Origin of the sequence: Amycolatopsis sp. NPDC049252, assembly GCF_043197175.1 — a bacterium.
GTDB lineage: Bacteria > Actinomycetota > Actinomycetes > Mycobacteriales > Pseudonocardiaceae > Amycolatopsis.
In genome coordinates this window covers 4,192-10,580 of the sequence record NZ_JBICSQ010000153.1, presented here as the reverse complement: position 1 = coordinate 10,580, position 6,389 = coordinate 4,192, and the positions used below count along the sequence as shown (strand labels likewise).

The 6,389-nt window shown below is 70.0% G+C and carries 8 protein-coding genes; 1 reads left to right on the top strand and 7 read right to left on the bottom strand.

All coding sequences use genetic code 11. The features are described 5' to 3' along the window. The first annotated feature begins 1 nt into the window (after position 1). Entirely contained in the window at positions 2–175 is a 174-nt protein-coding gene (locus ACGFMK_RS48105; protein ID WP_392778518.1) for a DUF5703 family protein, read from the top strand. Between the two features lie 26 nt (positions 176–201). Here ACGFMK_RS48105 and ACGFMK_RS48100 read toward each other — a convergent pair whose 3' ends face one another. The 7 genes from ACGFMK_RS48100 to ACGFMK_RS48070 all read right to left on the bottom strand — a co-directional run. Beyond that, the gene (locus ACGFMK_RS48100; RefSeq protein ID WP_392778510.1) at positions 202–699 is read right to left on the bottom strand and encodes a DUF2975 domain-containing protein; all 498 of its coding nucleotides are present in this window, start codon (positions 697–699) and stop codon (positions 202–204) included. 31 nt (positions 700–730) lie between these two features. After that, positions 731–1,477, bottom strand: coding sequence for an SRPBCC domain-containing protein (locus tag ACGFMK_RS48095; protein ID WP_392778507.1), 747 nt, complete (start codon positions 1,475–1,477; stop codon positions 731–733). 1 nt (position 1,478) lies between these two features. Continuing rightward, positions 1,479–2,066, bottom strand: a complete 588-nt coding sequence (locus ACGFMK_RS48090; RefSeq protein WP_392778505.1) for an ArsR/SmtB family transcription factor — start codon at positions 2,064–2,066, stop codon at positions 1,479–1,481. Positions 2,067–2,097: 31 nt separating this feature from the next. Continuing rightward, positions 2,098–2,991 carry an alpha/beta fold hydrolase gene (locus ACGFMK_RS48085; RefSeq protein ID WP_392778502.1) on the bottom strand — a complete coding sequence of 298 codons (894 nt, stop codon included), beginning with the start codon at positions 2,989–2,991 and terminating at the stop codon, positions 2,098–2,100. Next, the gene (locus ACGFMK_RS48080; RefSeq protein ID WP_392778499.1) at positions 2,991–4,313 is read right to left on the bottom strand and encodes a M20/M25/M40 family metallo-hydrolase; all 1,323 of its coding nucleotides are present in this window, start codon (positions 4,311–4,313) and stop codon (positions 2,991–2,993) included. The genes ACGFMK_RS48085 and ACGFMK_RS48080 overlap by 1 nt, the downstream gene beginning before the upstream one ends. Before the next feature lie 361 nt (positions 4,314–4,674). After that, entirely contained in the window at positions 4,675–5,769 is a 1,095-nt protein-coding gene (locus tag ACGFMK_RS48075; RefSeq protein WP_392778496.1) for a hypothetical protein, read from the bottom strand. 117 nt (positions 5,770–5,886) lie between these two features. Continuing rightward, positions 5,887–6,389 (bottom strand): hypothetical protein (locus ACGFMK_RS48070; protein WP_392778494.1); only part of this gene is annotated, 503 nt, incomplete at its 5' end.

The window sequence follows — 6,389 nt, the reverse complement described above, 5'->3', positions numbered from 1 at the left end:
TCTGCACCTTCCCCCGGGCGTGTCCCGGCGTGCGGCGGCGATCCAGCTCTCCATCCACGCGGAGTTCGCGGGCTGGGAACTGCGGAACGTCCGGCTCTACGCCGACGGCACCCGCCGGGTCTGGCTGCGCCGGAAGAAGACGGCGGAGACCCTGCCCGCGGGCTTGCCCACCTGATCCCGTTCACCGTCTTGCGGCAGCTATCAGACCACGCCGTCCAGTTCGGTGCGCAGGCCGATCGCCTTGACCAGCAGGTGCCGGCCGGCGAGCAGGAGCAGGACCGCCGCCGTGCCCACCGCGGCCGCCGCGGCCGTGCCGAGCCAGATGCCGATGACGTCCATGCCGTCGGTGGGTGACGGGATGTCGGCGAGGGTCACGTAGACGAAGACCCCGGCGGTGACGACGGTCGCCCCGGCCGCCGCGCCGACCACGACGTTCGCCCACGGCAGCGCCGCGCGCTCGAACACCGCGCCTCGGCCCGCCCGGCGCAGCAGCATCGCCAGGCCGATCAGCGCGACCTGGCCGCAGACCACGAACAGGATCGCGGCCGTCACGAGCGGCACCTGGTGCGGCGCGAGCGGCGGGAACTGCTCGACCTGGTCGGCCGCCGACGTCGGGATCACGATGATCTGGGCGTAGAGCCCGACCAGGAACGCGCAGGCGACGATGGCCTGCAGGGTGGCGACGAGTACTCGAGGCATGTATCGATATTCGATGCCTACCGCTCGAATGTCAATCGAACACGCGCACCAGCCAGCCGCTCCAGGCCTTTTCTTCGACTTCGGCGTCCGCGCCGGGGGTGAACACGTGGTGGGCCGCGACCATCGGGCCGTGGAAGCCCCGGATGAACCGGAACATCGCCTCGGGCGTCCGGATGCCGACGGCCTGGTCGTTCACCGCGTAGACGACCCCCTCGGCCGGCGCGCGGCCGTCCAGCTCCAAGCGAACGCGGTCGCCCTCCGCGGCCCGCGCGGGCAGGCCCAGCGCCGCGCCGAGCTTCGTCCAGGCCTCGTCCCAGTCCGGGATCGGCGGGCCGAAGGCCGTGACCGGCACCGCGGCGCGGCCGGCGAAGTGCGTGACGTACTCGACCAGAGTGCGGAAGAACAGCGCGCCGCCGGTGGTCATCGCCTCGAACTCGTCCTCCCAGTCGTCGCCGGGCAGGAAGCCGCTCGTGACGCACCGGATCACCGAGCTGCCGCCTTCACGGCCCTCGATGAGGAACTCGTAGCCGACGCGACGGCCGTCGGGCGCGGCTTCGGTGCCGTAGACGAGCCGCTCGAGCGGCTCCCACTCGCGGATCCCGAACTCGGGCTGGTAGCCGCCGAAGGCGCCGCGGATCACCCCGCCGGTGCCGCCCTCGACCTCGTTGCGCCCCATGAACCACGAGTCGATGCCCGGCCCGGTGGCGATCGCCTCCCACAGCTGCTCCGGCGTCGCGTCGACCTCGGCGGCGTCGGTCAGCTCGAACTCGTGCCCCATGTCAGGATCCCTCCGGGACGCTCGGGTGCACGGCGACGACCACCCGGTGCTTGCGGCCCTTCTCGGCCGTCTCGTCGTGGTACTTCCCCACCAGCGTCGTGACGGCCGTCGCCAGCTCTTCGGCGAACGCGGCCCGGTCGGCCGGCGAGGCGAACCGCACCTCGCCGTCGAGCGCGAAGGTCGCGACCCGCTGGTTGGCCTTGGCGGCGCCGGTGATGAGCAGGCCGACGTCCCGGACCAGCCGTCCGGCGACGGCGAGCAGCCAGCGGGCCGAAAGCCGGTCGGGCGACTGCGCCGGGTCCGGCTGCACGGCGGCGAGCGCGGTCGGCGAGATGACGTACGACGATGCCGTCGCCCGCATCATCCGCTCGGTGACGTTGCCCTTGCGCCGCTCCTCGACCAGCTCCACCAGGCCGTGCGCCTCCAGCGCCCGCAGGTGGTAGTTGACCTTCTGGCGCGGCAGGTCGACCCGGCCGGCCAGCATGGTCGCGGACGCGGGTTCGGCCAGCTCGGCCAGCAGCCGGGCCCGGATGGGGTCCAGCGACACCTCGGCCGCCGCCGAGTCTTCGATCACCGCCACGGAGAACATGCGCCCAGGATGCTTCCGAACAGAGAAGTTGTCAAGAAATCTCGTCTTGTCGGAAGCTCCGGTTCACCAGCGCGACCACCCGCGGCAGCACCTGCGGCGCGGCCTCCAGTGGCACCACGTGCCCGACGCCGGGCAGCACCACGGCCGTCCCCTCCGCCAGCCCGCCGACCCACTGCTCGACGTCCGACGCGCGGACGATCCGGTCCCGCTCCCCCACGATCGCCGTCACCGGCAGGCCGCTGACCTGCGTCAACGCCGCCTCACGGGCGTAGGCGTCGAGCGCCGGGCGGAACAGCGCGACCGCGTGCGGCCAGTTGCCGCGGATCATCTTGACGGTCAGCTCGACCAGGTCCGGCTCGGGATCGTCGCCGAAGAGCCACCACCGCAGGCCCGCGCTCACCGCCCGGCTCGTGCGCTCGCGCACCACGCCGAACAGCTTCGAGCCCAGCACCGCCTCGAGGTCGCGCGCGAGCCGGCCCAGGGCGTTCGGCCAGGTCGCCGAGACCTCCGTCGCCAGCGTGCCCGACGACGTCGCCAGCAGCGCCAGCCCGGACACCCGGGCGCGGAACAGCTCCGGGTGCCGCTGGGACAGGGACATGATCGCCAGCCCGCCCATGTCGTGCCCGACCAGCACCACCCGGCCGTCCGGGACCTCGCGCTCCAGCAGCTCGGCGAGGTCGTCGCCGAGCCGGGCCATGGTCGCCGTCCCGCGCCGCGCCCGCCCGGAGCCGCCGTGGCCGCGCTGGTCGTAGGTCAGCACGGCCACCGGGCCCTCGGCCGCGTCCGGGACCAGCGGCGCGATCCGGCCCCAGCTGCGCTGGTCGAGCGCGTAGCCGTGGACGAACACCACCGTCACCGGCGCGGCCGGGTCGCCCCTGCGGACCACCTGCAGGGGCGTGCCGTCGGCGAGCGCGAAGCCGGTCATCAGGACGTGCGCAGGAACCGGTCCAGCACGCGGGTGCCGAACTCGAGCGCCTCGACCGGGACGCGCTCGTCGACGCCGTGGAACAGCGCCGAGAAGTCGAGGTCCGCGGGCAGCTTGAGCGGCGCGAAGCCGAAGTTGCGGATGCCGAGGTCCTGGAAGGACTTCGCGTCGGTGCCACCGGAAAGCATGTACGGCAACGTCTTCGCGCCGGGGTCCTCGGCCAGCACCGCCGCGGTCATCGCGTCGACGAGCGCGCCGTCGAAGGTCGTCTCGACCGGCGGGAGCTCCATCCACTCCTTCTCGATGTCCGGGCCGAGCAGCTCGTCGAGCTCGCGGTCGAACGCCTCCAGCCGGCCCGGCAGGATCCGGCAGTCCACCGAGGCCTCGGCGACCGACGGGATGACGTTCGACTTGTAGCCGGCGGTGAGCATCGTCGGGTTCGCGGTGTCGCGCAGGGTCGCGCCGATCATCCGGGAGATGTTGCCCAGCTTGGCGACCGAGCCCTCGATGTCGTCCTCCGGGAAGTCCCAGCCGGTGATCTCGGTGACCCCGGCGAGGAACTCCTTGACGGAGTCGGTGAGCACCAGCGGGAAGCGGTGGTTGCCGAGCTTCGCGACGGCCTCGGCGAGCTTCGTCACGGCGTTGTCGCGGTGGATCATCGAGCCGTGCCCGGCGGTGCCGCGCACGCGCAGTTTCATCCAGCGGATGCCCTTCTCCGCCGTCTCGATCAGGTACGCGCGGACGTCGTCCTTCAGCGTGATCGAGAACCCGCCGACCTCGCTGATCGCCTCGGTGACGCCTTCGAACAGCTCCGGCCGGTTCTCCACCAGCCACTGCGCGCCGAACTTGCCGCCCGCCTCCTCGTCGGCCAGGAAGGCGAAGACCAGGTCGCGCGGCGGGACGATGTTGTTCATCTTGTAGTGCCGGGCCAGCGCGAGCGCCATCCCGCACATGTCCTTCATGTCGACCGCGCCGCGGCCCCAGACGTAGTCGTCCTGCACCGCGCCCGAGAACGGGTGGACCGACCACTCCGACGGATCGGCCGGCACGACGTCGAGGTGGCCGTGGATCAGCAGCCCGCCCCGGGACCGGTCGGCGCCTTCGAGACGGACGATCACGTTGTGCCGGTTCTTGCCCCCGGACTCGACGTAGGTGATCTCGTAGCCGGCGTCGGTCAGCTTCTCCGCGACGTACTCCGCCGCCACCCGCTCGCCGACCAGCGTGTCGGGGTCGCCGGTGTTGGTCGTGTCGATGCGGAGGAGCTCGCTGGTCAGCGTGACGGCCTCGGCCGCGGCGGCTTCGATGGTGTTCGGTTCGGTCACCGGCCATTCCTATCACCCGGATGGCCGGTCCCGCTGGCCGCGCGCCTGCTGAGACGGTCGCGGGCCCCGGTGGAGACGTCGACCCACGACGGCGCGCGACGACCGCACCACGCTCCTCTCCGCGGCAAGCCAGGGTGGACCGGCCGGGCAAGCCTGGGACCCGGTGAGCTGACCGGTCCAGCGACCGCCAGGGGCAACTGGATCTTCGGGCCGATCGCGGCCTGACCCGGCCTGCCGGGGGTGGACCGGGATCGGCACACCCGGCAGGATCAGGGCCGTCAGCGCGAGTGCTCGGCCCGAAGGCGGTGGCACGCCCGCGACGGTCAGGCCGCCGCCGAGGACCGCCGGGACACGACCCGGCTCAGTGAAGTTTCTCCTTCTCGAGGAACTGGACGAACCTGCGGCCCACCTTGCCGGTGGGCCGGATCGTGATGTCGTCCAGAGCGGGGCCGGTCTGCGTGATCTCGAAGTCGCCCGCCACACCCGGGTAGCCGTAGCCGAGCGCCGTCTCACCCCACACCAGGGCCACGCTGAAGCCGTAGGGCTTCTCCTTGCGGGGTGTGATGGTGAACTTGCTCTTGATGGAGAGGTGCTGCCAGAAACGTTGCCGGATTCCCTTGTGCTCGGTGCGAGCTCGGAGCGTGATGTTGCGCATGATGAAAAAGGGATGGCTCGTGTCCTTGGACTTCAGCACCGCGGCCTCGTGATCCACCTTCGAAGCCTCGATCGCCGCGAGAGTCGTTTCGAGTTCGGTGATGGCGGCGCCCAGCTTGGGCGTGTTCTTGTCGAACTTCCTGAGGAACCCGAGGTACTCGTCGAAGTCCTCCGCTGCCCTCTTCGGGCGGAACGTGATCTTGCCCTTCGTCGTCGGATCGACGGTCTCCAACGGTGGACGACCCTCCGTGGCGAACTTCGCCGCTCGATCGTCGAAGGCCGCGTAGGCGTCCGTTTTGCCCTTTGCGAATTCCTGCCGCTTCCTGGCGACCTCGAGGTCGCTGATCGGCTTCGGCGTGACCTTGTGGAGGCTCCAGCGCACTTGGTACGGGAAGACCGTGCACAGGTACGCCGAGCTGAACCTCGGCGCGTCCGTGGTCGTCTCGTGCGGCAGCTTGCCGCGGTGCTTGTCCAGCAGGCTGCCGAAGGCACGGGTGTGGGTGTACCAGATGCCCGTTGCGCTGAACTCGCCCACGGACTCCACCGTGAACTTGGCGTCGTCGACGATGCCGGAAGTGACGCCCTCACCCCCGATCTCCACCGCCAGGTCGAGCTTCGCGCCGTGCTCCTTGATGATGCTGTAGACGAAGTTCGCGGCGCCGAGCACCGCACCCAGCGCACCGGATCCCGTGCCTCCGATGTTCTGCGCCTGCACCTCCGGACTCGCGTCGACCAGCTGTGAGCTGGTCGGTTTGCCGTCCGCACCGAAGTTCGTCGTGGTCGTCGTACCTGGACTTGACATGCGTTCCTCGTCTCCCCTATCGCGTGATCATGTTCGGTGGTCGGCGTGTTGGCCGTTCCGGTCACTGTGTGGCCACTCCGGTCGGCGTGCGCACAACTCGGGTGAGGAGCGGGGACGCTAGTCGATGTTGACGAACTGCTCGGCGGTGAAGGAGTCGAGGTCCTCGTCGTCGTATTCGAGGACCAGTTCGCCCGCGGCCGCGGCCTTCACCAGTTCGTCGTAGTTCGACTCGCTGTTCAGGAGTGCGGCGATCTCCGAGTCGGTGGCCAGGTTGACCGCCTTCGCCACGGTGGCGGGCACGTAGGGCTCACCGTGTTGGTAAAGCCCGTGTTGCTCGTCGTAGTAGACGTCCTTGACCGGGTGATTCTGGTGCTCGAAAACCTGCGTCTTCTCGTCCTTCAGGAACAGCCGACCCGACTTGTCCTTCAGGAACCCGTCCACCTCAGTGAACTTCGGATACGGCTCACCGTGCTGGTAAAGCCCGTGCTGCTCGTCGTAGTAGATGCCCTTGACCGGGTGGGTCTTGTGCTCGAAAACCTGCGTCTTCTCGTCCTTCAGGAACAGCCGACCCGACTTGTCCTTCAGGAACCCGTCCACCTCAGTGAACTTCGGATACGGCT

What these genes read in the sequence shown, in the direction of transcription:
- ACGFMK_RS48100 (WP_392778510.1), bottom strand. Translation starts at nt 699, where the DNA reads ATGCCTCGAGTACTCGTCGCCACCCTGCAGGCCATCGTCGCCTGCGCG.
- ACGFMK_RS48095 (WP_392778507.1), bottom strand. Translation starts at nt 1,477, where the DNA reads ATGGGGCACGAGTTCGAGCTGACCGACGCCGCCGAGGTCGACGCGACG.
- ACGFMK_RS48075 (WP_392778496.1), bottom strand. Translation starts at nt 5,769, where the DNA reads ATGTCAAGTCCAGGTACGACGACCACGACGAACTTCGGTGCGGACGGC.
- ACGFMK_RS48085 (WP_392778502.1), bottom strand. Translation starts at nt 2,991, where the DNA reads ATGACCGGCTTCGCGCTCGCCGACGGCACGCCCCTGCAGGTGGTCCGC.
- ACGFMK_RS48090 (WP_392778505.1), bottom strand. Translation starts at nt 2,066, where the DNA reads ATGTTCTCCGTGGCGGTGATCGAAGACTCGGCGGCGGCCGAGGTGTCG.